Consider the following 25,513-nt stretch of genomic DNA (forward strand, 5'->3'; position numbering starts at 1 on the left):
CATCCTTGTTCAACAGTGCCAATCGGTAAAGAAGGAGGGGGAAGAATGTCAGTAGTAGATGCTGCAGGATCGTTATATATAGGTATAAAAATCTAAGAGTGTTGATGCTTCCTATATCTTCTGAAATTCCTCTTATCAACTAAATCCTCCACGTTATAACGGTAGCAGAAAAGATACGCGGATAAAATTAAAGGTAAAATTTAAGTTAAAACAAAGTTACAATGATCCAAGATTAGAGGTTACGATAATAAGGTGGCGCTTTTATGTAACTCCTATAAATGAATTTTCTTGACACTAATTTTATCACACTCTCGAAACCAGAACTTTCAGGGAGGGTTGGAAAGAAATAAGTTAATGGAACTTTTTATAGGATTATGTGAAGTAAAATTACATTAATAAATTCAAGTATAGCGAACCTATGGATAAAAATAAACGGCCTATTGAAAATGATTCAAATATTTTGAAGGATATTCGGTCTTTTCTTATAAAGATGAATAGTGAAAATCCCAAAACAAATGATGAAATGAGTTAGAAAAGATACTAGAGATATGCTTATTAAAAGTAGTACATCTATGAACTTTGATTACTCAGATATTGATGTTTTCAATATGGATATTCAGCAAGACGGGATATCTATAAATATTAATATTGTAAAGCCAAAAAGGCAGAAGGGCAAACTTTCCGTATTTATGTTTTTTCATGGTGGCGGTTGGACTTTTGAGGATTTTTTAACTCATAAAAAATTGGTAAGGGATCTGGGTTGTTGAAAGTGGAGCTTAGCAGTATTTCCAAATTATACCTTGTGCTCCATGAAGTAACATATCCTATTGCTCTTAATCAAGTATATGCTGCTACAAAGTGGATTTCTTTTCATGGAGACAAAATTGGGGTGATGGGAAGAAATTGGCTGTCGTTGGAAATAGTGCAGGAGGAAATTTAGCAGCAGCAGTAGCTTTAATGGCGAAAGATAAAAAAGGGCCTATATTCTGTATCAGATTTTATTATGGCCTGTCACCGATTCTGATTTTTCTCGAGAGTCATATAAAAAATACGGACAAGATAGGTTTTTAACGACTGAAAACAATGAAGTGGATGTGGGATAATTATGTTCCTGACCTGATTAAAAGAAAGGAAAAGTATGCTTCTCCAAATCAAGCGTCTATGAGGAGTTGCAAGGACTGCCTCCAGCGCTTATTCAGATTGCTGAGAATGATATACTTTATGACGAAGGAATAGAATATGGTCGAAAGCTTGACGAGGCAGGAGTTGCAACTACAATTGCTGTTTATAAGGGATTAATCCACGATTATGGTAAGTTAGAACATCTTTCACATATTCAGTCTGTTAGGGATTCTGTTACACAGGTAGCAATAGCTCTTAAAAATATACTTTTTAAGTGAAAAAAATGAGTTGGGCTATTTGTATTTATTCCTATCTGGTAGATTTTATTAAAATATGAGTACAATTAATATTAAGGAAAACAGCAATAAAAATTATGGGAAAAGTTATAGGAATTCTTGCAGGAAGTTTGCATAGAGATTCATTTTCAAAAAAAATAGCCAAAACAATTAAATCCTTTGTCCCGCAGGAGGGATATGAATTTAAAATTATTGATTTGGAAGGATTACCCGTGTACAATCAAGATTTTGATACCGACAAAAATATTCCTTGGGCTATTGAAAGATTTAGGGCAGATATGCAAAGTGTAAATGGTGTTATATTTGTAACCCCGGAATACAATAGATCTGTTCCCAGTGTTTTAAAAAATGCAATTGATATAGGCTCAACACCATTCGGAAAGAGTATTTGGAACGGGAAACCGGCAGCAATTTTCAGTCATTCTCCTGGGAATATTTCGGGTTTTGGAGCTAATCATCATTTAAGACAAAGTCTTGTATTTCTTAATATGCCAACCATGCAACAGCCAGAGGTTTATATTACAAATAGTGATGCGCTGTTTTCTGTAAATGGAGTTATGATTGAAGGCAGCACAAAAGATTTTGTAAGGAGTGCAGTGAACTCTTACATTAAATGGTTTGAAAAAAGCTACAGTACTATTTAGATTACTATCGGAAGTGTCAAAAAGAAGAGATAGAGAGATGCTACTTTTCACAAAGTTATTTAAGCCCCCTGCTATTCTGGGAATTCTTGTTCTTAAATAACTTATCACTTTAAAATTGAAAATAACCAATAATACAAAAAACGGTTAATAGCCTTTTGTATTATTGGTTTATTTTTTCAATAATTATTATTAAAAAGTAATATTATATTAGATCAAGTGCTAGCAAAGCTGTTTTTTTCGTCGTTAAGCATCTTTTTACGTAGAAAACTTAAGTGCTCCGGTGTCATATTTAGGTATGAGGCAATATCTTTATACGAAACATGTTGAATAACTGAGGGGTATAATTTAAGAAAATTTTCATATCGTTCTTGGGATGTTAAAGAAAGGATGTTTACCAGTTTGGTCTGTTGCGTTGTGAGTGCTCCTTGCAATATATTTCTGAAGAAAGTTTCCATTATTATATGATTAGCCAATAGTTTCTCAAATGAGGGTCTTGATATTTGTAAGACTTCTGTTTTCATAATTGACATTATTGAGTAATCTGAATGTAATCCATTGATAAATGAATTCAGATCTGAGGCCCATAGTCCTGGGGATAAAAATGAGAGAATATGATCTTTCCCATTTTTATCCGTATAGTATGATTTAAGACATCCTGAAATAATAAAATATATAAAATTACAAGGTTCTCCAGCCAATTGTAAATGAGTTTTACTTTTTATTTTCCTATATTCAAAAAGCTTAGTAAGAGATACTTTTAATTCATCATCTACTTTGATATATTCTTCGACATGCTTTAAAAATAATTTGTATACCATTTGTTATTGTTTATTATATATACTGTACTTAGGTTATTATGACTAATAATTTATCATATCTCTTTTCAATGATTGATCAACAAGATTCTATTTAATAGAGTACTGTTATTTTAATTTCTAATATAATCCCTATATAGTCAGATAAGTTGTATAAGAAATAAATTATATCAGGCTTAAAGTATTTAATATGCTATATGATACATATTTGCCTATGATATTTAAATTTAGACAAAAAGATGATGTACTATCCTTAAGATATCTTAAGAAAATTTAAGCTCTATGGGTAAAACAATATAAAATTTTTGCGTAGCAATATCTATTCAGAATATTTGTTTCTAATTAGGGAAATTATAAATTGTTATTAATTAGCTTGTTAGTGCAAATGATCGGCAGCAGATGAATGCAAAATAGATAATCATTTAATATAATGAAAATTATATTTAAGGATGGAATTATTAATTATTCATTCTGAGACTGGGCTTATTTTTAAAATAATCTTATCTATCTAATGAGTTTGAGCAAATTCATAAGTATTAAGTTGTGGTTTCTTTGCATAGTATATTCTAACTAAAAGGATAATTTGAACAAAGTAAAAATCACTTGTATTATTTAAAAGCAAACTAGTATCACATTAATATCACTTATTGGATTTCATAAGATTTCTATGATGGGAATGATGTATAAATGACGACCTTTAGCTAGTTTACTTGTTCGTAGAACTTTGAAGCTTTTTATCATATATTTTCAGGGCATATTACCATTATCAAAGAACTTATTTTGGAATAATTGTAATAATGAATAAAATTTATTTCCTGAATTTGTGATTGATATGAATTTTATTTAACTTTACATTATTCGTTATGAAAAATAATGGGTTTTTAATTGTACTATAATTGTTAATGATTTCTGTTCTTAAGAAATCTTAAGAGTATTTGAGCTGTATCGTAGTAATTTTGCAAAAGATATTACATAGTAGTGACTAAGGATATTTTTTTTGATCAATATGGGAAGGGTAATTTTTTCAAGTTCATTTGATCTTAGATAGTTCTAATGCGATTATTCATAAAATAATAATAATCATAGTCACAAAAGCTTAAAATTACATCTATAGAAAATCTTAATTCTAAAAAGTTAGGTCTTTCTATACACTTATTATTATATAATAGCAACTTATAATTTAATAAATTATCACAGATGAGAAAAAACACTATTACTAATTTTCGGATGCTTTTGTTGTATTGCTTTGAGCGGTCAGGTAGGCATCAATAATACGAATCCCAAGGCTACATTAGATGTAATGGCCAAAAACAGTGATGGGAGTAGCGCGGAGGGTCTTCTTGCCCCTCGTTTAACAGGCGATCAGATTCAATCAGGCAATTCCCGTTATGGTTTGGATCAGGCGGGAACTCTATTTATGCCACTTCTGGAGTAAGTAGCCCAGATGCTGTAACTCAAAATATTACCACTGCTGGTTATTATTACTTGATGGTACTGCCTGGCAGGTTTTGGGAGGTAGTGCAGGAGTCTCTGATTATAATATTTATGATTCAGATGGATCTCTGTTCGGGTAATCGTCAGTTGATTTGTCAGGAAAGAACCTTGGTTTTACAGGCGGTAATGTTGGTGTTGGAATTGCAGTAGCGGATGCTTCAGCAATATTAGATGTAAGCAAGTACGACGCAGCGTTTTTGCTCCTCCTCGTGTTACCAAAGTACAAAGGGATAATATTGTATCCCAGTTTCCGCGTTTGATTGTTTATTGGACACGATTGTGGGAGTGGGTTCTACGGGTGTGTTATCCGAATTTGGGAACTCCTGGAGCACCTAACTGGAGCTGTGTAGGCTCTACAACATCTTCTACCGTTGGTAACTTCCGAATGTACCGGTTTTTCAGGTACCCTACACTTCGGGCTCAGCCTTATCAGCGAGGCCAGTTATAAAGTAACGGTAACGAATAATTCTTTTTCGTCTGCGACGATCAATTTTTCTTCGGGAGATTTGGTTTTAAGTGGTATTACAGGTCTAACGGTTGGTACTCCCACTTTTTCAGGAGGATCAGTAAGTGGGAGTAATGTTACTTTGACCGTCTGGGCAGACAGTTGTTATAAGCTATCCTATTACGGGTACTCGGAGCCAATGGTACCCTTACGGGTGTCTGGACAAAGCTTTCCCTTTCTTGTACGAGTAGCCAAATAGTAGGTAAGGGTACTGCCCGTTTTACTCTTCCTCAAACCTGTATGTTGCTTCTGTGAATTTGGGAGGAACAGGAGATGTCCAGGGAGTTGTAGATAACGGATCTAATAAGCTTACGATTCAAGTCCCTTATACTGGAGGGAAAGGTGTTATGACGCTTATACGAGCGCATGGATTTCCAATAATTCAGAAGTGGACCAGGGAGGAGACACTAATAAGTTTAGGGTTTCTTATCCTGCGGGAACGTTTAGTAGTTCGGGAAGTATTGCGGTGAGTATTGAGGTAGATGGGGATGGTAGTTTTAATGCCTTAAAGCTTCTTCCTGGAAATACTATGGTTTTGGGAACGCTTCCTTTTGCTCACAATGGCATTTATGATGGCGATATCATCATCCATATTGTAACGTGTGGAGCATTTATAGCACCGGGGAGTCTTTAGGCGTTATGTGTCATAATTTAGGGGCTGATATGAATGCAGATCCCTTCCAACCTTCGGCCTCTATTCACGGAGCTAAATACCAATGGGGAGCTAAGACAGGCCAGGCAGGACGTTATATAAGCCAGGCGTGAGATAGGCTAATAGTGGTGCTATTGGAGGATGGATTAGTTCTCCGCCTTCCTAATTAACAGCTGGTCTGATACACGAAGACTGCGCAGGACCATGTCCTGTAGGATATAGGGTTCCTCACAATGACCAATGGCAGAAGGTGATTGCTAATAATAGCTTCACTACTACAGGGACCTGGACAAATAGCCCAACGAATTACAGCAGTGGAGGCAAGTTGGAAATAATATTTCTGCAGCCGCGGCAGCCGTAACAACGTGAATGGAGACCTGTTCAGCCGTCGGCAACAACGGGTACTATTGGAGCAGTACGCAGTACGCAAGTGCCTACGCCTACAACTTGAACTTTGGTAGCACCGGGGTGAATGTCATCACAAACCGTACAAACGGGTACAGTGTTCGTTGTATTCAGGAATAGGTTTCATTTTTCATATTAAGCAAACCCTTGGTGGCTTTTGCCACTAAGGGTTTTTTGTACTATTTATGTCCCGGTTTAGGGATAAACTGGATTTTCTTACCAGACTTAAACTTATAGTTGAGCTTTGTTTATCGTGTATTTTTAAGAATAGTCCGTGTTATAGATGTAGTTTATCAAAAATTTTACAGATCATAATTTTTATCTATGAAAAAAAAATAATAGTATTAATTTTAGGGTTTTTCTTTTGGTATCCAAAGGGCAGGATATGCAATGGATTTTCCTTATTTTAAAGGCAAGAGCTACGATTTTGTGCTCTTCAGGGGAGTGAGGCCAAAACAGTGTTCCAAGGGACAATTCCTGAAAACGGGAAGTTTATTTTACAATATTCCACAAGGAGTATGCTCCTCTATCGGGGTATGAGTCGTTGGCTTATCACCGGGAGTAAAGAAGGGGGCGGACTTGATCTGCTGATCCCCGGGGCACAAGCTTCTCGGTAAGCTGCAGTGAAGAAAAAGCCCACGGATAAGAACATTATCTACACCAATAATACGGAAATCCCTGAGCTTAATAGTCTTTATAAAAAAGAGCAGGCGATCTTCGCCAGATATGGAGCCATGCTCCAGGCCACGAAATCTTTTTCAAAGACGGATAAAAACTATTTGATTTTGAAAAAGAGGCTCAAACTCAAGTTCAGGCTTATGGGGATTATCAGGGAGAGCTAAAGAAAAACAAGAGTTATGCATCAGGCCTTATCAATATCATTAATATTACCCAGGGTATAGGAAACTGGTCTTTTTGAAGCGGAGGAAGAAAAGGCAAAAAACATCAGTGATTATATTACCAGGGATCTCGATTGGGACGCCCTGTATACTTCCGGGCACTGGACGGAGGTGATCGCTTCCTGGGCAGATATTCATGCCTTAGTATTGGAGGATCCTAAGTCCTTTGCCAAAGATGTAGAAACCGTAAGCTCCCGAATCAAAAATCCTGCGGAGTATAGGGATTTTGCAGAAAGACTGGCCGTGGCGTTCACCCGTAACGGGAGAGATGATTTTATCAGTGCTATTACGCCCATCATCAGGGCTTGCGGCAAGATAAGTTCTTTCGAAGGGCCCCTTATCTGTTTTTGTATCTGCAGCAGTAGGAATGCAGGCTCCAGATCTTGATCTTCGTGCTTCGGGATATAAAGTTCTTAAAAGTAGTTCCTTTCAGGAAAGGGTTATGATAAAACACTATTACTTTTTTACCGATCAGATTGTGGTCCCTGTGAAGATCTTTTAAAAGATCTTAGTGGGAAATATGATATGCTAAAATCAAGAGGGGTTCATATAATCTCTGTCTCCGGTGATCAGGCAGAATCGTTATTTAAAGAAAAAGGGCAAGGAATTACCCTGGGAGGATAAATATTGTGATTATAAAGGTTTTGAAGGGGGTTAATTTTAGAAATTACGGTATATCGGGTACCCCTACTGTTTTCTAATTGATGGTGAGGGTAAAATAATAGAAAGAAGGGCTTCCCTAACGGATATTATGGGAAGGTTATGATAAGATCGTAAAATAGAAAGTTTTGCTTTCATAGGAAAAAATAAAAAAATAGAAGTATTGATAACAAAAGATAAAATATTTTCAATGAGTATTGATGAAGCTTTCATAGAAGAACATTTATTAGGAAAAAGCCCTAAAGAAATAGTTTGTTTTATGTCCAAAGTTCCAGATGCAGAAAAGGGTAATGAGTGGATGTATGTTACTAAAAAATACTTGTGGGGGATGTATAAAAGGAGGCTTTATTTGTATTTTCATAATGGAGTGGTGAGCGAATATTATTGTGAGTAACAAAAAGTGGAAGATCTGGATAATCCCCTTGGAATTATAATTAATAGAGCGGGATCGATGAACACAAGATAACCTATAATAAATAAAACTAAAATCCATAAAAATGAAAAGAGTACTATTAATCAGTATGTTGTTTATGGAAGTTTGTATAATGGACAAATAGCAATAGGAAAGTCTGAGCTTACTAATGAGTCTGTTTCTCTGGAGTTCTCTGGTGCAGAAAACCGGGGTCTTATCCTGCCTTATGTAGAAGATAAGACAGGTATCACCGAAAATGGGACTTTTATATTTGATACAACAGACAAAAAGGTAAAATTATTAAGTAGTGGTGTATGGCATGATTTGAGTGTTGATCCGGGAGGAGTTGTAGATTTAAGCGATCAAAAGGATAGGGAAGAAAATGCAGACGGTAAGGTGGGTATTGGTAAGCAAAGCGCTGTTATGGGTATTCTGGTCCTTGAGGACAGTGATAAGGCCATGATTCTCCCTAAGGTGGCTAGTCCCCATTTAAATATCATCAATCCTTCTGCCGGAATGATGGTGTATGATACAGTAGCTCGTCAGTTAGCCGTTTATAATGGGAGTGTATGGTCTTTTTGGAAGCCATAAAACCATAAAAAAACCATAAAAGATATGGCGTTATAGCTACAGTTATAGCTATTAATCATAGGAGGTAAGTTGTCATGATCATTCTTATTCTTTACCTATTCTTTCAAAAACAGAAGTCTATCTTTTTTAAAAAGATGGACTTCTTTATTTATTTAAGCTTATAAAGTTTTTAGATTTATCATTCTCTTAATATATCTTAAGTTAATTATTGATGCTATAAGCTAATTTTGTAATACAAGCTATTCTATTTCAGTGCTTTGGATAAATGAGTGATTGATTCCCGTAAGTATTTATTTTTAACCGTGTCATCTAATTTACAGCTTGATAATTCGGAGTGATAGAATTTGGATTTTTATGATAGAGAGCTGTTCTTGAATTTTTAAGAAAAAAAATATAGACTTATACCCAACAATTATCTCAACATTTTAAAGTGAGCAGAAATGCTATTATAGTTGGAAGACAAGATTTTTAGTTTAACTAAACCTTGGATGTTAAATTACTTAATAAGAGATACTAACATATTTATAAAATATAATTAATTATATGGGAAAACAAGAAAATACTATAGGTCAGAAATATGATCATATTGTAATAGGTGCAGGGTCAGCCGGATGTATTTTAACAAGGAGATTACTTGACGCGGGTAAAAAAGTTTTGCTTATTGAGGCTGGGCCTATTGATAATAAACCCGAAATACATGATCCAATGGGATCTATAGCATTATGGAATTCGGATGTTGATTGGGCCTTTGAGACAGAGCCTCAAAAATTTGCTAATAATCGTAGGTTACCCTTTCCCAGGGGAAAAACTTTGGGAGGGAGCAGTTCATTTAATGGAATGATCTATGTAAGAGGTGCAAAACAAGATTTTGATACCTGGGCCTATTTGGGAAACCATGGTTGGGATTATGAATCAGTAAAAAATAATTTTAAAAGATTCGAGCAATTTATTCCTGAAGAGGATGCTATTAATAAGGATGAATTGGGAACTAAGGGTGATTTGCCTATAACTTTAAATCCCCAACCGACCGATATTACAAAGGCGTTCATTGCCGATGCTGTTGATTTGGGAATTCCTTATAACCCAAATTATAATGATGGTAATGAGATGTTTGGGGCCTATCATACATGGTTAACCCTTAAAGATAACAAAAGGATGAGTAGTTGGGTTGCTTTCCTGGAGCCTTTAAAAAATCATCCTAATCTTACTGTTTTGGTTAATGCCAATGTTACTCGGGTAGTATTTTCTGGCGAAACAGCAGTTGGTGTAGCATATACCATTGATTCTTCCGAAGATGAAGAACAAGCTTATGCGAAAGATGATATTATATTAAGTGCAGGTTCAATTAATACTCCAAAGATATTAATGCTGTCAGGAATAGGAGATCAGGAGCATCTTAAAGAAGTAGGTATTAGTTCTAAAGTACATTTACCAGGTGTGGGACAGAATTTACAAGACCATATTAATGTTCCGCATGTATGGGAGACACATGAAAATATTCCTCTGTCTAAAGCCCAAGGTTTGGAAGGAACATTTTTTTGGAAAAACAAAACCAGATATGAAGGTACCGGACATGCAACCAATTCTTATAACATTTCCATATCCCATGGAAAAATCACCTGAAAATGGTTTTACAATTGTTTCAACATTATTACACCCACAAAGTAGAGGGATAATTAAACTAAAATCAAACAACCCCAATGATAAACCTATTATTGATCCGAGATTTTTAGAAGATCCGGATGATTTGAATGCACTTGTACTGCAAACGCTTTTTCTTCGTAAATTAGTTACTGGAAAGCAAATGGGGTCGCTTATTAAAAAGGAATTTTCTCCAGGAGCTGAAGTTGATAGTATTGAAGATCTTGAAAACTTTATTAAGGCCCATGCTGTCAGTGATCACCACCAAGTGGGTACAGCTAAAATGGGTGTAGACAAAATGGCAGTTGTCGACCCACGGTTAAAGGTATATGGTGTTAAGAATCTTAGAGTAGCTGATGGCTCTATCATGCCAATGATAAACACAGGTAATACAAACGCAGCTTGCATTATGATCGGAGACCGTGCTGCTGACTTTATACTAAATTCGGAAATATAGTGTTATTTTAATATTGAATATTTGATTAGTTTTTAAAGGCCTGGATTAAAATAATCCAGGCCTTTTATATAAGATATCATAAAAGTAAATAATTCACATATGATAAAATTCTTAAAATATAATATATATGATAAATACTTTCGTATATGTATAGATTTTATATTAGAAAGTATATAGAACAAAGATAAATGGTGAAAAATCTTCCTTTTACTTGGAGCTTTTTTATACAAAAAAACATTAAATTCAATAGAAAGTGAATAATATTTCTTAAGATTATTATCAGTTGGATGATTTACCTTTGTTTTACAAAAGAAGATTTATTAATATAAGTGTATTTACTTAAATCCGGAGTTACTCTTCACTAAGTATGATGTTGCTTTAATTTTTATTATTAGATGTACTTAAGTATGTAAGTGCATCAATAGCAATTAAGGGTAATATCTGTTTCTAATACATAAAATTTAAAGGAAATTAACAATGCGGAAAGATAGATTTCTAGGGCTCATTTTATTCATTTTTTTAGTGACCTTGAAGGGATTGCATGCACAAACGATTAATTGCCCGGGCCCGACTTTAAATATACCAGTAAACGGTGAAGTTATAGTTAATGAGATTAAGGTTACAACTGTTTCAACAGGAAATGTGGTCAGCTTTAACGACAGCTATCCAACATGTGGGGGGAGATTGAGTGAAAAATCTCTTTGGGTTGGTCGTACTGCTCCTTTGGGACCAAGTGAAGGAACTGAATGGGCGGTTACATTTTTGTTTGATGAACCCGTTAATAATTTGATTTTTATTTTGGGAGCTACGGGAGAAGTTAATAATCAAGATTTTGTTTTTAATTCTAATGGGGGGGCTGTATCAATTTTTTCTGATAACAGTTGTTATTCGACCATTATAGATAACGCGATATTTTCGGGGAGTGGGGCACAACATGGCGGAGGCGGAGGCCTATTCGAAATACATGCTCCTACAGCTTATACTCAATTAACAGTTAGCGGATTGGGAGGAGATGGAGGTTCGTTATTATCAATTTGTACTGCCAGTATTGTATCTGCTTTAAAAATTTCGTCTATTCATCCCAGTACTCAAACAGTATGTAAAAATACTGTTCCGACACCTATTACGGTTTCCGTATTATCTTCGGATTCTGAAGTTTTATCTTACCAGTGGTTTAAGAATTCTGTAGACAGTAATATGGGAGGGACTATTATTAATGGAGCGAATACAAATACTTTTATTCCTCCTGCTTCCTCTTCTTCTAAAACAGATTATTATTATGCAACTGTTACTAGCAGTGAGGGTAGCAAAAACTCTCCTACTGCTAAGGTGATAACAACAGACTGTCTTTGTTATAAACCTGGAATTACAGAAGTTTCTAAAAAATCTTTGGATAGTAAAATGGGGATATCCTCTCTGAATAAAGGAAAAGATGTTGTTGGTTCTGACCATTGGCCTTTGACAAGAAAAGGGGCTTGGCTGGTATTGGAATCTAAATTTAAAGGATTGGTAGTAAATAGGGTGCAATTTAATAGCTTGGGAAATCCGGTCGGAATTCCTCCTTCAGATTTTGTAGAGGGAATGATAGTATATGATATGACAGACAATTGTTTGAAAATTTATACTTCAATTGATGAAGGAGCAACATTCGCTTGGCGGTGTATAAATACACAAGCATGTCCAGATAGAATAGGGGGATAGATAGCCCTACGTTATAGGTTTTTTTTATTACTTGTGATCATTATTAAATGTTCTATGAGTTCTTTTTTTCATAGTTTTGTGTTTGATACTGGGAATCTATTTCCCAGTATTTTTATTTTCTATTAATGAATATGAATATTGGGAAAAGTAAAACCAGAAATGTAACATTTCTGGTTTTATATCATTTTAGATGTTTCCTATCCCAACTTGGCTAAATTATTCATTGGATAATAAGTAAAACTTTTAGTGATTATGATTAGCTTTAAGAATATTAGGAAAATTGAAAAATATAAGATTATCTCTGTATCTCGAAATTATTAAGTGCAGAAAATGAGTTTTGTATATTTTATTTATTATAAAATGAGAAAATTTTCCCTTGTTACTTTTTATTTTTATGGGTAGCCCAGAAGTTAAGAGAGGGGATATTATTTTCCATAAAGTGTTCAAAGCAGCTTATAGAAAAAATATTGCTTATAGGTCTTGGGAAATATACTAATTCAGTATTAATAATATTTTTTCTTCCATTTTGTAATAGTATTTCTACTGATACTGAAATGTTTAGCGGTTTGTGTATTATTCAAAAGGTTATTTTTTTGATAATCTAACATTTCTATTATTGAAGCACGATCATATGAACGAAATTTTTGACTTTGTGTATTCGATTCCTGATTAGTTAATCCGTATATTTTTTGATTTATTTTAATGATGTCTAATGCAGTAAGAGTTGTCTTTTGTAATGCCTCTTCAAATTCTGTAGCTTTTTCGGGAAATTTTTTAGAAATAATATCCAAATAAATTTTACCATAATTAATTGATGTTTTTTTATCTTCCATACTTTTAACTTTATTTTGAAAATTGTTCGTTGATTTTGGGACTGTATTTTACCAGCCACCTATATAGAGTTGTTTTTGGAATTCCATACTCTTGAACTACTTCTTTTCTGGACATCTCTCCTTTTATCACAATTTCGATAATGTAATCTATGAGTTCTTTGGTATAAATATTTTTTCTAAATTGAGGAACGGTAGATTTTTTTTTAACATTTTCTCGTTCTCTTTTCGACGGTGGGGAATATAAAATCAAATGTTGTGAGAAGATTCTGAAGAGATCATATTCCAAAAGCTTTGACCATCTTAATAATATTGTTGAATCAAGGCTTTCAGAGTTGTACATATCATTAATTTCCGCTTCCGTAGCATTTAAGAAAGTGCATATACGGGATATTTTAATTTTATCCTCCAATACTATTTGTTTAATGAGAGTTCCAATGTGGATATCTTTTACGTTATTCATAACAGTTTAGATATACGGTTATTTATACTAGCAAACATAGGGTAGGGAATCAAATTTTACAAATTAATAGATATCACATACCTTTCTCTGTTTTAAATTAATGATTTGTAAACCAATATATTATTTATAATGTTGTTTAATTATGATCCATTGCCTTGTTTTTCATCCATAAATAAATATCCTGATCAGAAGGAATATTAAGCTTCTTACGGAGTCTGTTTTTCCTAAGCTGAACAGCTCTAGGAGTGACAAAAGTGTACTGCGCAATTTCTTTAGTTGAAAAATTTAAGTATAGGTATCCACAAAATGTAAGCTCCCGGGTCTGAAGTTTGGGATCTATTTTTAGTAGAGTAGGAATAACTGTTGGGTATACTTCATCAAATCGTTTGATAAACTCCGTGCTATTTTCTTTGGCTAGCCTTATTACTTCATCAAATGCTTCATTTATTTTCTGCTCTAGTGATAAATTTTTTTCTTCTTTCTCTGCTATTATACTATTTTGAATGTTAATTTTGTTTTTTATTAAACGTTGTCGTCCTGTAAAATAATAAAAAATTAAGATCGAAATAATGAGAGTTAATAATACAAACCAGATGAGATATTGAGTTATATGGGTTTTTGATTTCGTTTTTTCATCGGTAATTAAATTTTCAACAGCCTCTTCCTGATTATTTGAAATCTGTTTTATAGATTTATCCTGAAAATCTATAATTTTAGCATTAAATTCATTGGATTTTTCCATATTTCCTTTTGATTGATAAACATCAGCAATGCGATGATAAATAAAGGGATATGCCTTTGTGAGCCGTAGCTCTTGAGTATTTTTTAATGCTGTTGTATAGTAGTATAACGCTGAATCAGGTTGATTCATTTCCTTTTTCATATCTCCCCAAATTAAATAAGTGAAGTTTGTACTTTTGAATTTTCTGGCTTTTGCAATTTTCAGAGACTTCTTTAAGCAGTATTCTACTGAGTCATAGTGTTTATTTGAAAGTTGGGATATTCCAATTAAATTATAATTTGTAGTAATTTCTTCTGTTGGCACCCTGGACTCACCTATGATATTAATATTATGTTTAGTTTTTGCTAAGTAAAACCGAATAGAATCCTGATTATTTTCAGCAAGATATAAATAAACCAAATTATTATATGCTTTAATTTCTTGTAGAACTATGCTTTTTTTATCTTTAATTTTGTTTATAAATTTAAAACCTTGTTTTTGTATCTCAACTGCCTTTCCAGGCATCATTAGAGAGCTATATATATTACTCCTTTTTATATAAATATCAGACATTAATATTGGGCTCTCCTGGGAATACTCTTCTTTTTCTGCCGCTAATAAATATTGTAGAGCAATATTTGGTTTCCCGATGTCAAAAAGGGATTGGGCAATATAAAAATTGCTGTATGCGATGCCATAAGAGTAATGGATTTTTTGGCTTTTTAGTAAGGCTTTATTGGCACTTTTTTGGCTGGCTTTAAAATCCATTTCCTCGTATTGCTTTTTAGATAGAGCTAAAAAACGCTTAATTTCTTTTGTTTCATTAGTAGAAGCTCGCTGAGTTACTAAATGGGGATCAATTTCTTGGCTATGAAGATTTACAAAAATGCATAATAGCAAAAAACAATATGGAATTTTTTTCATGTGTACAAATTATAGTGATAATTAGTTCTATATATCATACCTTCTAATAAGTTATACGAACAGTATGAATTTAGGCCAGCAAAAATAGAAATATCAAAAAATACTTTATGACGTTTGGTTAAAAGTGATATATATGTGATATCTCGTATTTACAAATAACAGTACAATGATGATAAAATTAATAATATTCTTGTTTATGTACAATAATAATTATGAGAGTAATAGGATATTTTAAAATGTTCTTGAAAACAGTTTGAGAAAGTTTAAAATACTTTAATGAAAAGAGATATTCATGTGATAATTTACATGTTTTTATAAATGTGGATTTTTGTAAAAAAAATTAAGATATGTGTTTTCGTTTAGCTGTTACATGGGTAACATTACATTTATTATTTCAATATTCTTATGGTCAAATTCTTAACAAACCGGAAAGTGTTGATTTTGATCCTAATACAGAAACTTATTATATATCCAATATTGGAGGAAGCTCTGGAGGTTTTATTGTTGTTGATTCTAAAAAGAAAACAACTGAGGTGAAAAAGGAAGGAAAAGGACAATATTTGGGAATTAAACGCTATGGAAAATATATTATATGTGCTATTGACCAAGATAATACAAAAGAAAATGGATTGTCTGATGAAGTAGCATTATATGATGCAAAAAGTTATAAACTGATTAAAACAATATCAATACCAGGTGCCATACAGTTGAATGATATTGAAGTTGATGAACGAGGGGTGGTTTATGTGACTGATAGAGGAGCTAATCAAGTATATGAAGTTAATATTGTTTCCGGTTCTTTTAATCCGTTATTAAAAGAAAATAATATTTTAACTCCTAATGGTCTTTTTTATGATTTGAAAACAAAACTTCTTTATATATGTACAACTAATGAAACTAATAATGCAATATATATTTTAGATCCCAAGAGTAGAAAAATAGAAGATAAGATAGCAATACCTTTCTCAAATTTAGATGGAATAATAATTGACAAGAATGATAATATCTATGTCTCTTCATGGTCGAATGATTGGAAATCTTCCCGGATATTGAAATTGGGCTCCGATAAAAAATCTATAAGCGTTTTGATGGAAAATGAAAATGGAATGGCTGATATTGCCTATGATAAAGTAAACAATCGTATTCTTATTGCTTGTATGTATAAAAATACTATACAAGTACTTCATTTATAGATACTTAAAATATTGGTATTGATTCATTAATGGATATCTGTAGTTCTAATGTATTGGTTAAATTCAGTTGTACTGCTACATGTAATAAGGTTTGATTATTATATGTATGATGAAAAATTTTAATAAAATTGTATTAGTGATATTAATGTGATACTTATATTTTTTAGATTTAAATTAATAGTTTTTACTTTTGGCAAGGATTATAAGCAGACATTGAATGTTGAGTTACAATATTCTAAATAATTATATTGATGAATGCTTAATTAGGGAACGGGCGAATCCAAGAAAATGATTCTAAAAACACAAAATTATACTCCTCCTTCGCCTGTTTTCCTAATAAAATATGCTTTTTAATATTACCTAGTAGCTTAACAAATCCAAATTACATTATTTGAGAAAATATTAACTTAAAACTATTCAAATGAAAAACAAGACCTTTTTATTTGGAATCCTTGGAGGGATTTCATTTTTAAATGCACAAGTTGGTGTTAATACAACATCACCAGGGGCTACCTTAGATGTCGTTGCTAAAAATACATCTACAACAAGTGTTGATGGAATTATTGCTCCTAGGGTTGACCGATTAAAAGCTTCGACTATGGTGGGAGTTCAAAATGGAACGTTTATTTATGTAAATGATGCTTCTACAGGAACGGCAACAGGGCAAGCGGTTAATATCAATACAACAGGTTATTATTATTTTGAAGGCAGTACATGGCAAAAGTTTGCCGGCGGTGGCGGATCATCGGGTGCTAATATTTATACAACCGACGGAAGCCTTACAGGTAATAGAAATGTAGATTTAGGAGGCAATACTTTAAGATTTAGTGGTCCCGGAAACGTGGGAATTGGAACCACAGCTCCCAACAATGATGCTATCCTTGACACATCTGCACCAAATAAAGGGTTTTTAATGCCTCGAATTGCTCTTACAGGTACGAATGCCAGTGCTCCTTTATCTTCACATACTGCAGGAATGTTAGTATACAATACAGCTTCTGCCGGAGTATCTCCTAATGATGTAACTCCTGGAATATACTATAACGATGGTACAAAATGGTATAAAACCAATCAAACAACTGGCACTCAAAGTGGATCAAGTGTAAATTATCAGGGCTTTATTAATGCAAGTACAGCTACAAATTCTGTTATACAATTAGGAAATCTTCAAGTTAGATATAATGGAACAAATACTGCTGGAACGATTTCCTTCAGGAATATAGGTAGCCATCCAATTTATGCTTATTATTTTGCCGTTTGGGGACATACTAGTAATTCTAGTACAACTTATGATGGTCCATATACATTACAACCCAATGTTTGGGTAGAAACCTATAGTTATGGATCTCAAAACTCTGAGGGAACAATCATGCAGTTAGACACCTATGATCCATCCCCTGCTGATGGTACAACGGTTAAATCCTATAATCTTTCTACCCGAATGTTTTATGCTTCTGAAGTAGGAGCAGTAGGAGACTACATGTTTATGAGGTTTTTTAGAAATTAGTTGTATGATAGTCAGAAGAATTTTAAATAGTTGAATCACTATTGATTATGTGTTTTAATATGCTTGTCTGACAAAGGATGGGCGGGTGTAGATATTACTAAATAGAGAAAAGGAAACTTTTATTATAACGAAGGATATAGTAAATGGTCATGTTTCTCAAAGCGAAAGATAGAAAATGCATCGTAAAAATTAATAGCGCGTTCAATGATAAAAGCTTGCTTGAAAGCTTACTAAAGTAAGGATAATTCTATTTATTTTTTACTACTATGGATTAAGCATGGTAAATTTAAAGTTTTAAATAGCATTCCAGATATTACAATCAATGTAATTGATTACATATAATGGTGTAACTTATCAAATGGTAATAAGGGACCATAACTATGCTCAACACCGTGGAACAATCACAAAAGTGTAACCGGTAAGTGGTATGTTGATAATACTTTCTCTGTTGTACCATATCTAAGCCAATAATCCTTAGTTAATAAGTTTTATGCATTATTTTGTACTGGCTATATTGATGACTTAATATTATCAAGGATCTAACTAATTTGCGTCAATATCTAAATAAATAAAAAGTGAAGATGGGTAGTATTAAGTTCAATTTGAGAATTATACAAAAGCGGAAAAAAATACTAAAAGCAATGTTCTTCTTTTCATTTTTATATTTTTTAAATTAAAGATGAAATATGCAAGGTATAATGTGCAATATTAATATTTTTGGTCACTCTTAACTGTATATATGATAATTAAGATTTGATGGCTATTAAACAAATTTAAATATTTTTATAATACAAAGATTCTTTTTAAAGATATATCTATATATCAGCTAAGGTTGATAATACTATTATTTACGGAGAAGAGAGGAATACAGGAAGCCTTTTTATCTACATGCCAAGAGTATATAAGTGTATTCATTATAAATACTACCTTAACTTTTTAATATCAAATGTCCACTTTTTGCTGACGATTTACAACTTCCTGCATTTGAAGGCTCGTGGAAAGGAACTTGGAAAAATAAAACCTTTCTAATTAATTTAAAAAAAAATAAAATATTATTTTACTCATCTACAAAACAATCCATATTATCAAGATATATTAATTGGAAAGTTTCAAGTTAAAGATTCTAATGGAAACATTTTATTTGATAATTTAAATGTTTCGGATACTCAATCTAAAATTAAGGGAGTTAAAATATCACCCAGTGGAAAGTATGTTTTATAGTATATTGATCCTGATTTATGCTTAAAGAGCGGAGGTTTAATTATTGAATTTACAAATACCACAAAAACGCAATTAAAATTAAAATTTGCAGAGACTAGTGATTTAATAGAGCCTGATTGCTTCTATTATGGTAAACCGGGAGATCAAAGGCCAGAACCAATACCAAAGGAAATTATTTTAACAAAACAATAGCATAATACCACCTTAAAGAGGTGGTGTTTTTATATTATTGGAACCCATAAAAAATGTATTTTTATGTATTATACCTTTACATAAGAATAATAACATAGACCGAAGCCAATGATGTATAAAAGGATAGGATCTGTTTTTATGGGAGCAAAGGAAAATCCTTTTGATACAGCATCTTCTAAATGGTTAATAACACCAATGTATGAAAAAGGTTTTGTCATTATTTTTGTTGTGCAGTCTTTTTAGTGTAAAGCTCACTCCGGGACAGTTACTTTGGATGAACAAATTAATACAATCTGTAATTAATAATTCTGCTCCATCTTTTGATTACTTGTATCAGTAAAACCTCTACGTCTATCCCATGCTCCTTGCACAAGTAAGTATAATATCCTGCTTGGTCTTGATGTTGAAATCGTCTCCACCGTGAAACATCATAACTAAAACATAGTCAAAATATGGTGAATTGAGTTCTTTATCCAGTTAGTAAATAGCCGTTCAAAACCTGGTCTATTAGCTAGAAGCCCAATTGCTCCTCGTCAAATCTTTAAGTTTCAATTAAGTTCTGCTATTTTAATTTCAACACAGTCTGAAATCTTTCAGCACCATTTCCAAAAAGCTGTTCGGCTATGTCCACAGTCTTTATTATTTTACTATAAATATCGATTTTTTTTATAAAAGATTTACTGCTAATAAAATAAATCTTTTCGTTACTACGAAAAAGTAGTGATTTTATATGATTTCTGTTGTCCAATTTTACATCACCAGCAATCATAAAAATCACAGTTATGAATATCGAAAAAACAGAATTTATAGCCTGGATGGAGAGAATCATGGAAAGATTTGACCTACTGAAAGAACAGATGCTCAAGAACCAGTCGAAATTTATTGAAATAGACGGCGAACAGCTTCTGGATATCGGTCATAAAATTGGGGTTTAACGGATTACATCTGTGGCTTTTCCCTGGATCATCAAAATTGATGATATAGAACTTCGGTTTTATTTGATAAGCGTCTGAATACAATAACAGATGATTATAAGCAATGGTAGAAAGATCATCGAACTTAAAGTCGTAAATGTACATGGCGAAGCCTTTTTCGATATGCTGCCTGATATAATTGTTGACAACGGCGAATGACTTTCCTGACCCTGGGGTACCTAATACAATCGTTGCACGGAACGGGTTAACAACATTGATCCAGCCACTGTTCCACTTACCTCTATAATAAAATCTGGTAGGCAGGTTGATTGAGTATTCATTTTGAAGAAGTTTTCTTTCCTGCCGGAAACTTTCATTTTCATTGTTGAACACATCATGCATCAAATTGTTTTTTAAAAGACGACTCATCCAGACACCGGCCATCATCAAAAGAATATATCCGCAGGCTGTCAGAAAAATATATAGAAATACAGCAATTGATAATGATAGCTTTAACAGCAATGCTGAAAAGAAATATAAAAGAATTCCAATGGTTAAGACTATAGATATTTTAGACCATGTTATTTTCTCATTTTTAACTCCTTTGGTCCCAAGACAGCTCAGAGCGAGCAGTACAAAAGAAAAGAGCTTTGAATTGATTGGATGTGAAAAAAGACCGGCTGTCCGATTGAAATTATACAGTATTTTATTAATAATCGCCAGTGTCCAGCCCCGTTCCTCAAAAAAGCTATAACAAAACCAGTACATATTCATCAACGTGATAATGATACTCGTTGCCCTCATAAATGCCATAATTTTGGCAAGACCTCTTACATCGTCTTCTCCCTGCATTTTTATATTTTTAGTGCAGAGGAAAAGTAGATGGGATTAGGTGTAGTGTAAAAAAATGGCTTTTAAAATAATGATATGGCCGTGTAAGTGCTTATTTGTTTCTTTTTTGTTTCCTCTTTTTTCTCATTCGGGATTCAAATTCGGTTTCATTGTATTCTACATTTTGTACCTCGGGCAAAAGTCCGCCAAATGCTTCTGTAATTTCAGAAGCATTCTTGTCTGAGAAATCAAATATCGGATGTACATCAAAAGTTTGATTGTGGTATTCTTTGACGGGACCATTAACCGGCATTTGTTTATTAGTAATAGCCGTTTCATGCTGCGGTCTGTTCCAGTATTCATTAAAGACGTTGGCGGAACATTCTTTTCCCAATTTTGAGCCGTTCCACACGGTTTTGGAACGGTGGTCGATAAAAGTCATACCATAAATTCTTCTTTGGTCATTTCTGCGAATCACTGTATCAATTCCTTTTTCCACCAGACTGTTTTTAAAACTTTCTATTTTTTTTGACGCTTTCAAAGCATCTATAATTTCAGATTTCAATGTACGTTTAATCGTGTCCTTCATTTCAGTTTTGCAGGTGTCAAATCGTCTTTCCAAAGCTGATATTCCTGTGTTTTTTCCAAATAAGGAAGATTTGAAGGGGTTTCCGGCTTTTTTCCCTTGACTGTCTAAGGGAAAATAGAGAAGCCCTTTGTAGGGATTACCATGTGATTCCCCTTCGACTTTTTCCACCGTAATATTAAATAACGAAAGGAGTGCATTGTATTCACCTAATGACTGAAACTGATAATGTTCCGGTAAATGTCGTATCACTGATGCGATCTGACTTTTTATATTTCCGGCCATATAATTGACAGGCATATACATTTTATCATTTTTTATACTTTCTTTTTTTGATGCATCTGCCAAGCCAAATTTTTTCTCTAGTTCCCTACAAACTTTCATAGATCGAATTTTCTCAAACTTGTCAGAAATCTTTTTCCCATTTTCATCTACACAAACTGAAACGATATGAATATGGGTACGCTCTATGTCCGTATGCTTAAAAGCTATGAAAGGCTGATTTCCATATCCCATGTCATCCATGTATTGCTGTGCGATCTGCCTAAACTGTTCATCTGAGACCTGATCTTTCGGATCAGGATTAAGAGAAATATGTAGCGTATGTTTTTCAGTTTTGTGATTGACTAATAAATTAGGTTCAAAAGACTTCACCAATTGACTAACTGAATATTTTCCGTTGGGTGTTTCTACCATATTACGGGTCAGCAGGATTTCTCCTTTTTCCTGTTCTATTTTTAAATTGTTATAGGATAATACGCCAAAAAGATTGCTGCTATGTCCAATTTTAGCGATCATATCAGTCTGTATTTTTTATATAATGCTGATTGAAGTCCTCAGTAATCTCTATCACTTTTTTGAATATGTCCACCATTTCAAGGGTATTTTTTTCAAGTTTATATAAAAGTCCGGCTGCTTTTTTTTCAGAAAAGGTACTGTACAACATCTTAACAATCTGATTATAATTGCCCCCTACAGCCCGAAACTGACTGTGAAAAGATGTTAGTCGCATATAAAAGTCTATGGTTCCTTTGTCAATTTTTATTGTTTTAATCTTATTTTCAAAAATGCATGAAGTGATAAAGTGGGCTTTAATTTTCATGCCCGATTGCTCAAAGAGACTTAAAAAGCGGACATGTTCTTCTTCATTAAAAGAGATTGAATACCGAATCTTTGCCGGATCAATCTTAGGACGTCGTCCTGTTTTTTTTTGTTTTTTGTTACTGTCTTCCATCATATTCCATTTTAATTTTAAAACACCGACTTCGGAGGATGATTCTGCCCCCTGCAAGGACAAGTTGTTTTAAGCAGCTGAATTTATTTCGAGATGCTTAAAACACAACTTGCCCCTTTCAGGTGAAAGGAAACCTCTTCAGTGAAATAGATTATTGCCATCTCTCAATTAAACGCTACAATTTCCTAAGACTCCTCAGTCTCTTGCAAACAAAGTAAGCCACTACAGCTCACATTTACTGTACAGATAATTTGGCCAAAGGCGGACAAGTAAAGACAAAAAATACCAATTGAAAAGCATTGAAATATAAACAGTATTTATTTGCACCAGATGGATGGCAGTAGCGCCTAATTGCAGATTTGACAGAAATCTTGAACTTTTGAAATCCAGCATTCTTGCATTCTTGCATTCCGGCCGTCTGGATATCATTGGTGAGAGATAGCAGCAAGATAGTCAATCTATCAGGATAGAAACACAGTATTCATTCAGTACTGATGTAAGCCAGTACATCGATCAGGAATCTCATACAGTATTAGCGATAGCCAAATAGCCTGCTTGAAGTCATTACTGCTCAGAAGACTGCATCCGTTCATCCCATCAAATATGTTTAACTAAAAATCAATAAAATGAAAACAAAAAAACAACCCACAGTTGTTGCATTTTCAACTCAAAAAGGAGGAGTAGGAAAAAGCACCTTTACAACACTCATTGCGAGTCTTCTTCATTATCAAAAGGGATATCAAGTTGCTGTTTTTGACTGCGATTTTCCGCAATACAGTTTACTACAAATGCGAGAACGGGACCTAAAAATGGTGATGCAGAATGAGACTTTAAAAAAGATGGCCCACAAACAGTTTACGAGTATCAATAAAAAAGCGTATCCCATTTTTCAGAGTAAAACCGGTAAGGTTTTAGAAGAAATGGAAGCTTATGTTAACGGCTTAGAGATAATACCCGATGTCATCTTTTTAGATTTACCAGGGACCGTTAATACGGCAGGTATTTTAAGGACCCTGGTGAATGTCAATTATATTTTTTCTCCTATTACTGCGGATCGTGTAGTATTGGAGAGTACGTTAAGTTTTACTGATGTTCTTACCAATGTTTTGATGAAAGAAAATCAAACAGGGATTAAGAGTATTCATTTGTTTTGGAACCAGGTAGATGGAAGAGAAAAATCGATTCTTTACAAAAATTACAGTAAGGTAATTACAGATTTAGGGTTACACCTTATGGAAACAACAATTGCAGACAGTAAAAGATTTCGGAAAGAAGGAGAAATGTTAGCAAAGACTGTTTTCCGTTCGACATTGCTGCCTGCAGATTCTAAGCTGCTAGCTCAATGCAGGGTGGACAAGTTTATAGAGGAATTTTTAAGAATTGTAAAATTATAAGCGTATGGAATATGAAAAAAATAATAAGGAAGATAATGATATTGATGAACAATATCTGATGTCCATTATGGCAGGAAGTCCAAACAAAAAAGTTCTTGCGCAAACTGATGATTCTTCAACGGAAAAAGGTACAACAAGAAATAGGCTGAAGAATAAGAAGCCCTCAGATGTTAGCTATGTCGAGCAGTTTCTAACCCATCATACGATGACTAAACGGGGTGATAAAAGTATTTATATCCGTCCTGAATATCACGAACGACTTTCCCGGATTATCCAGATTATCGCCGATGATCAGATTCCTTTGTATGCTTATCTGGATAATATCCTGGCGTATCATTTTGAAATGTTTGAAAAGGAAATCACTGACGATTTCAATAACAAATACCGACCAATTTTTTAATGATCAAGTATGGAACAGATTATCATAATAGGACTATTAATCGTGATCATTCTATTGCTGATTGAAAAAACGTCAAAGAAGCAAAATGACTTTGAGCAGATCATCAAAAAAAATAAGAGGTCTGAGATTTTAATAGGGGAAATAAAAGATGATCAAAGACTTTCATTGCCAATTGATAGCCTTAAAAGCCAGAATCAGCATCTTAATGAGAGCACTGGTATTTTTGATTCAGAAACCAAAGTTGATGAAGTAGCAATCTCTGCTGTAAGTAAAAACTTGGAGGAGCTTTTTGCAGGCAGTTTTGACTTGGTAGATGAAGAAGAAGAGTGGCGCTATGAGCGTGATTTAAAAATTGAGAGCGGTTTTGCTTCAGGGGTTACCTTTCAGGAATTAAGTACTGTGGGGCGGTTGCTTCAGGACGAAGTCCCAGAGCCCGCCTTGGATGAAGAAGCAGTCAACATTATTCGGAAAATAGAGGGAACGGAGCTTTTCAATCTTTTAGAGAACTCATTGGAAGGTGCTTCATTGAAGGTTGCCAGGCTCTTACAACGAAGTAATTCGGAAAATCAGAGCGTTGATACTTCCAGACATAATGATGATGTAAAAGGTTTCGATATTGGGGAATTTGTTTAGGCAGATTCCCTTTTTTTTGATGAATGGCAGAAATCAATCTGGTATTTTCTATCATTTATTACAAGAAGCGGTGTCTTCTGAAGCCAAATAGGTACGCTCAAAGACAAGAAAAAAATACCTCGTTTTTCCAGAACAAATTTGTTTCCGAGACCTGCAGAGCGCAGTGTTCCAACAAA

At 33.6% G+C, this 25,513-nt stretch carries 24 protein-coding genes and 3 pseudogenes; 19 read left to right on the top strand and 8 right to left on the bottom strand.

The genetic code is table 11. The features are described from left to right. Positions 1-858 precede the first annotated feature (858 nt). From MTQ00_RS00005 to MTQ00_RS00015, 3 genes are all read left to right on the top strand, one after another. Complete coding sequence (locus MTQ00_RS00005; RefSeq protein ID WP_273647222.1) at positions 859-1,071, top strand: alpha/beta hydrolase fold domain-containing protein; 213 nt, start codon at positions 859-861, stop codon at positions 1,069-1,071. A gap of 98 nt (positions 1,072-1,169) precedes the next feature. Continuing rightward, positions 1,170-1,400, top strand: a complete 231-nt coding sequence (locus MTQ00_RS00010; RefSeq protein WP_273647223.1) for an alpha/beta hydrolase fold domain-containing protein — start codon at positions 1,170-1,172, stop codon at positions 1,398-1,400. 95 nt (positions 1,401-1,495) lie between these two features. Further along, a complete protein-coding gene (locus tag MTQ00_RS00015; protein ID WP_273647224.1) occupies positions 1,496-2,062 on the top strand; it encodes an NADPH-dependent FMN reductase in 567 nt (188 codons plus the stop codon). Between the two features lie 212 nt (positions 2,063-2,274). Here the strand turns inward: MTQ00_RS00015 and MTQ00_RS00020 are convergent, their stop codons facing one another. Continuing rightward, entirely contained in the window at positions 2,275-2,880 is a 606-nt protein-coding gene (locus MTQ00_RS00020; protein ID WP_273647225.1) for a Crp/Fnr family transcriptional regulator, read from the bottom strand. Positions 2,881-4,742: 1,862 nt separating this feature from the next. On the opposite strand from MTQ00_RS00020, the gene MTQ00_RS00025 reads away from it, so the two are divergent. From MTQ00_RS00025 to MTQ00_RS00070, 10 genes and pseudogenes are all read left to right on the top strand, one after another. Beyond that, positions 4,743-5,075, top strand: coding sequence for a hypothetical protein (locus MTQ00_RS00025; protein ID WP_273647226.1), 333 nt, complete (start codon positions 4,743-4,745; stop codon positions 5,073-5,075). Between the two features lie 189 nt (positions 5,076-5,264). Further along, positions 5,265-5,510: a hypothetical protein gene (locus MTQ00_RS00030; RefSeq protein ID WP_273647227.1), complete on the top strand. Its 246-nt coding sequence runs from the start codon at positions 5,265-5,267 to the stop codon at positions 5,508-5,510. Positions 5,511-6,556: 1,046 nt separating this feature from the next. Next, the gene (locus MTQ00_RS00035) at positions 6,557-6,775 is read left to right on the top strand and encodes a hypothetical protein (RefSeq protein ID WP_273647228.1); all 219 of its coding nucleotides are present in this window, start codon (positions 6,557-6,559) and stop codon (positions 6,773-6,775) included. A gap of 168 nt (positions 6,776-6,943) precedes the next feature. Then, positions 6,944-7,219, top strand: a complete 276-nt coding sequence (locus MTQ00_RS00040; RefSeq protein ID WP_273647229.1) for a hypothetical protein — start codon at positions 6,944-6,946, stop codon at positions 7,217-7,219. A 69-nt stretch (positions 7,220-7,288) separates the two neighbouring features. Further along, a pseudogene (locus MTQ00_RS00045) lies at positions 7,289-7,456 on the top strand (peroxiredoxin family protein); the annotation flags it as partial. A gap of 199 nt (positions 7,457-7,655) precedes the next feature. Next, positions 7,656-7,886, top strand: coding sequence for a hypothetical protein (locus tag MTQ00_RS00050; protein ID WP_273647230.1), 231 nt, complete (start codon positions 7,656-7,658; stop codon positions 7,884-7,886). A gap of 144 nt (positions 7,887-8,030) precedes the next feature. Beyond that, a complete protein-coding gene (locus tag MTQ00_RS00055; RefSeq protein ID WP_273647232.1) occupies positions 8,031-8,495 on the top strand; it encodes a hypothetical protein in 465 nt (154 codons plus the stop codon). A gap of 543 nt (positions 8,496-9,038) precedes the next feature. Continuing rightward, positions 9,039-10,118, top strand: a complete 1,080-nt coding sequence (locus MTQ00_RS00060) for a GMC family oxidoreductase (RefSeq protein WP_273647234.1) — start codon at positions 9,039-9,041, stop codon at positions 10,116-10,118. Next, entirely contained in the window at positions 10,102-10,593 is a 492-nt protein-coding gene (locus MTQ00_RS00065) for a GMC oxidoreductase (protein WP_273647235.1), read from the top strand. The genes MTQ00_RS00060 and MTQ00_RS00065 overlap by 17 nt, the downstream gene beginning before the upstream one ends. Before the next feature lie 477 nt (positions 10,594-11,070). Continuing rightward, positions 11,071-12,294, top strand: coding sequence for a hypothetical protein (locus MTQ00_RS00070; RefSeq protein WP_273647236.1), 1,224 nt, complete (start codon positions 11,071-11,073; stop codon positions 12,292-12,294). 503 nt (positions 12,295-12,797) lie between these two features. On the opposite strand, the gene MTQ00_RS00075 is transcribed toward MTQ00_RS00070, so the two are convergent. The 3 genes from MTQ00_RS00075 to MTQ00_RS00085 all read right to left on the bottom strand — a co-directional run bounded on the left by MTQ00_RS00075 (position 12,798) and on the right by MTQ00_RS00085 (position 15,232). Next, a complete protein-coding gene (locus MTQ00_RS00075) occupies positions 12,798-13,127 on the bottom strand; it encodes a helix-turn-helix domain-containing protein (RefSeq protein ID WP_273647237.1) in 330 nt (109 codons plus the stop codon). Positions 13,128-13,137: 10 nt separating this feature from the next. Continuing rightward, complete coding sequence (locus MTQ00_RS00080) at positions 13,138-13,587, bottom strand: helix-turn-helix domain-containing protein (RefSeq protein ID WP_273647238.1); 450 nt, start codon at positions 13,585-13,587, stop codon at positions 13,138-13,140. Positions 13,588-13,723: 136 nt separating this feature from the next. Further along, complete coding sequence (locus MTQ00_RS00085; protein ID WP_273647239.1) at positions 13,724-15,232, bottom strand: helix-turn-helix transcriptional regulator; 1,509 nt, start codon at positions 15,230-15,232, stop codon at positions 13,724-13,726. Between the two features lie 347 nt (positions 15,233-15,579). Between MTQ00_RS00085 and MTQ00_RS00090 the strand changes: the two genes are divergently transcribed. Next, entirely contained in the window at positions 15,580-16,425 is an 846-nt protein-coding gene (locus MTQ00_RS00090; protein ID WP_273647240.1) for an SMP-30/gluconolactonase/LRE family protein, read from the top strand. A gap of 421 nt (positions 16,426-16,846) precedes the next feature. Beyond that, positions 16,847-17,932: a hypothetical protein gene (locus MTQ00_RS00095; RefSeq protein WP_273647242.1), complete on the top strand. Its 1,086-nt coding sequence runs from the start codon at positions 16,847-16,849 to the stop codon at positions 17,930-17,932. Positions 17,933-19,413: 1,481 nt separating this feature from the next. Here the strand turns inward: MTQ00_RS00095 and MTQ00_RS00100 are convergent. Next, a complete protein-coding gene (locus MTQ00_RS00100; RefSeq protein WP_273647244.1) occupies positions 19,414-19,563 on the bottom strand; it encodes a hypothetical protein in 150 nt (49 codons plus the stop codon). 564 nt (positions 19,564-20,127) lie between these two features. Between MTQ00_RS00100 and MTQ00_RS22305 the strand changes: the two are divergent. Then, positions 20,128-20,256, top strand: a pseudogene (locus tag MTQ00_RS22305) (helix-turn-helix domain-containing protein); the annotation flags it as partial. Here the strand turns inward: MTQ00_RS22305 and MTQ00_RS00105 are convergent. The 3 genes and pseudogenes from MTQ00_RS00105 to mobA all read right to left on the bottom strand — a co-directional run. Beyond that, positions 20,242-21,111 (bottom strand): annotated as a pseudogene (locus MTQ00_RS00105) (YWFCY domain-containing protein); the annotation flags it as partial. The pseudogenes MTQ00_RS22305 and MTQ00_RS00105 sit on opposite strands and share 15 nt — an antisense overlap. 91 nt (positions 21,112-21,202) lie before the next feature. Then, a complete protein-coding gene (mobB, locus tag MTQ00_RS00110; RefSeq protein WP_273647245.1) occupies positions 21,203-22,474 on the bottom strand; it encodes a conjugal transfer protein MobB in 1,272 nt (423 codons plus the stop codon). 1 nt (position 22,475) lies between these two features. Continuing rightward, positions 22,476-22,910, bottom strand: a complete 435-nt coding sequence (gene mobA, locus MTQ00_RS00115) for a conjugal transfer protein MobA (protein ID WP_273651036.1) — start codon at positions 22,908-22,910, stop codon at positions 22,476-22,478. 626 nt (positions 22,911-23,536) lie between these two features. On the opposite strand from mobA, the gene MTQ00_RS00120 reads away from it, so the two are divergent. The 3 genes from MTQ00_RS00120 to MTQ00_RS00130 are packed head-to-tail and all read left to right on the top strand — an operon-like array spanning position 23,537 to position 25,337. Then, positions 23,537-24,304 (top strand): ParA family protein, encoded by a 768-nt coding sequence (locus MTQ00_RS00120; protein WP_273647246.1) that lies wholly within the window; start codon positions 23,537-23,539, stop codon positions 24,302-24,304. A 4-nt stretch (positions 24,305-24,308) separates the two neighbouring features. After that, entirely contained in the window at positions 24,309-24,704 is a 396-nt protein-coding gene (locus MTQ00_RS00125) for a DUF3408 domain-containing protein (protein ID WP_273647247.1), read from the top strand. A gap of 9 nt (positions 24,705-24,713) precedes the next feature. Next, positions 24,714-25,337 (top strand): hypothetical protein, encoded by a 624-nt coding sequence (locus tag MTQ00_RS00130; protein ID WP_273647248.1) that lies wholly within the window; start codon positions 24,714-24,716, stop codon positions 25,335-25,337. The last annotated feature ends 176 nt before the right edge of the window (positions 25,338-25,513 follow it).

The organism is Chryseobacterium sp. B21-037, assembly GCF_028570785.1.
GTDB classification, from domain to species: Bacteria; Bacteroidota; Bacteroidia; order Flavobacteriales; family Weeksellaceae; genus Chryseobacterium; species Chryseobacterium proteolyticum.

What these genes read in the sequence shown, in the direction of transcription:
- MTQ00_RS00125 (WP_273647247.1), top strand. Translation starts at nt 24,309, where the DNA reads ATGGAATATGAAAAAAATAATAAGGAAGATAATGATATTGATGAACAA.
- MTQ00_RS00120 (WP_273647246.1), top strand. Translation starts at nt 23,537, where the DNA reads ATGAAAACAAAAAAACAACCCACAGTTGTTGCATTTTCAACTCAAAAA.
- MTQ00_RS00070 (WP_273647236.1), top strand. Translation starts at nt 11,071, where the DNA reads ATGCGGAAAGATAGATTTCTAGGGCTCATTTTATTCATTTTTTTAGTG.
- MTQ00_RS00090 (WP_273647240.1), top strand. Translation starts at nt 15,580, where the DNA reads ATGTGTTTTCGTTTAGCTGTTACATGGGTAACATTACATTTATTATTT.
- MTQ00_RS00020 (WP_273647225.1), bottom strand. Translation starts at nt 2,880, where the DNA reads ATGGTATACAAATTATTTTTAAAGCATGTCGAAGAATATATCAAAGTA.
- MTQ00_RS00130 (WP_273647248.1), top strand. Translation starts at nt 24,714, where the DNA reads ATGGAACAGATTATCATAATAGGACTATTAATCGTGATCATTCTATTG.
- MTQ00_RS00085 (WP_273647239.1), bottom strand. Translation starts at nt 15,232, where the DNA reads ATGAAAAAAATTCCATATTGTTTTTTGCTATTATGCATTTTTGTAAAT.
- MTQ00_RS00100 (WP_273647244.1), bottom strand. Translation starts at nt 19,563, where the DNA reads ATGACAAAACCTTTTTCATACATTGGTGTTATTAACCATTTAGAAGAT.
- MTQ00_RS00060 (WP_273647234.1), top strand. Translation starts at nt 9,039, where the DNA reads ATGGGAAAACAAGAAAATACTATAGGTCAGAAATATGATCATATTGTA.
- MTQ00_RS00065 (WP_273647235.1), top strand. Translation starts at nt 10,102, where the DNA reads ATGGAAAAATCACCTGAAAATGGTTTTACAATTGTTTCAACATTATTA.
- mobA (WP_273651036.1), bottom strand. Translation starts at nt 22,910, where the DNA reads ATGGAAGACAGTAACAAAAAACAAAAAAAAACAGGACGACGTCCTAAG.
- MTQ00_RS00075 (WP_273647237.1), bottom strand. Translation starts at nt 13,127, where the DNA reads ATGGAAGATAAAAAAACATCAATTAATTATGGTAAAATTTATTTGGAT.
- MTQ00_RS00095 (WP_273647242.1), top strand. Translation starts at nt 16,847, where the DNA reads ATGAAAAACAAGACCTTTTTATTTGGAATCCTTGGAGGGATTTCATTT.
- mobB (WP_273647245.1), bottom strand. Translation starts at nt 22,474, where the DNA reads ATGATCGCTAAAATTGGACATAGCAGCAATCTTTTTGGCGTATTATCC.
- MTQ00_RS00080 (WP_273647238.1), bottom strand. Translation starts at nt 13,587, where the DNA reads ATGAATAACGTAAAAGATATCCACATTGGAACTCTCATTAAACAAATA.
- MTQ00_RS00015 (WP_273647224.1), top strand. Translation starts at nt 1,496, where the DNA reads ATGGGAAAAGTTATAGGAATTCTTGCAGGAAGTTTGCATAGAGATTCA.